Origin of the sequence: Synechococcus sp. R6-10 (assembly GCF_047461815.1) — a bacterium.
GTDB lineage: Bacteria > Cyanobacteriota > Cyanobacteriia > Thermostichales > Thermostichaceae > Thermostichus.
Genome location: NZ_JANSHW010000317.1, coordinates 1 through 644, shown reverse-complemented (window position 1 = coordinate 644; position 644 = coordinate 1). Strand labels below are relative to the sequence as shown.

2 protein-coding genes are annotated in these 644 nt (G+C 55.0%); one reads left to right on the top strand and one right to left on the bottom strand.

What is annotated here, in order from left to right:
- Positions 1 to 63 precede the first annotated feature (63 nt).
- Complete coding sequence (locus NW837_RS09440; protein WP_414330989.1) at positions 64 to 522, top strand: molybdenum cofactor biosynthesis protein MoaE; 459 nt, start codon at positions 64 to 66, stop codon at positions 520 to 522.
- A gap of 6 nt (positions 523 to 528) precedes the next feature.
- On the opposite strand, the gene NW837_RS09435 is transcribed toward NW837_RS09440, so the two are convergent.
- On the bottom strand, positions 529 to 642 hold the full coding sequence (locus NW837_RS09435) for a riboflavin kinase (protein ID WP_414330991.1): 114 nt from the start codon (positions 640 to 642) through the stop codon (positions 529 to 531).
- Positions 643 to 644 lie beyond the last annotated feature (2 nt).

Sequence of the window (644 nt, the reverse complement as noted above, 5' to 3'; positions counted from 1 at the left end):
AATCCGTACTGAACATATTATACATTATTTTCAGTATAGTTGAGCTTATTATTGACTAGAGTCATGCTCCTGACCGTCCTGAAGACTTCCTTCCAGATCACCCTGGCTCCCCTATCCATCGACCGTGTCCACCAAGAGGCCTCCCATCCGGGCAATGGAGCTGTGGTGGTGATGAGCGGCACTGTTCGAGACAACACCAATGGCCGCCCTGTCGATTACCTGGAATACCAAGCCTACGAGCCCATGGCTCTGAAGGTCTTCGCCGATATTGCCCGACAAATTCAGCAGCGCTGGCCAGATGCCAACAGTGTGGTCATCCACCACCGCATCGGCAAGCTGCGCATTGGCGAGATCAGCGTCTTGGTGGCGGTGGGCACCCCTCATCGGGCCGAAGGGTTTGCTGCCTGCCAATTTGCCATCGACACCCTCAAGCACAACGCCCCCATCTGGAAAAAAGAATACTGGCGAGATGGCACCAGCGCCTGGGTGAGCCTTGGCGCTTGCGAGCTCTCTTCGGCATAGATCCCCCTACACCATACCCACTTGCTCAGCCAAACCCAATTGCTGGCGGGCTGTTTGGCAATCTTGCTGAATTTGCTGAATCAAATCTGCCACCGTGGGAAATCTCCGCTCTGGGCGGATAA

Coding starts and splice junctions, on each gene's coding strand:
- NW837_RS09440 (WP_414330989.1), top strand. CDS start 64: ATGCTCCTGACCGTCCTGAAGACTTCCTTCCAGATCACCCTGGCTCCC.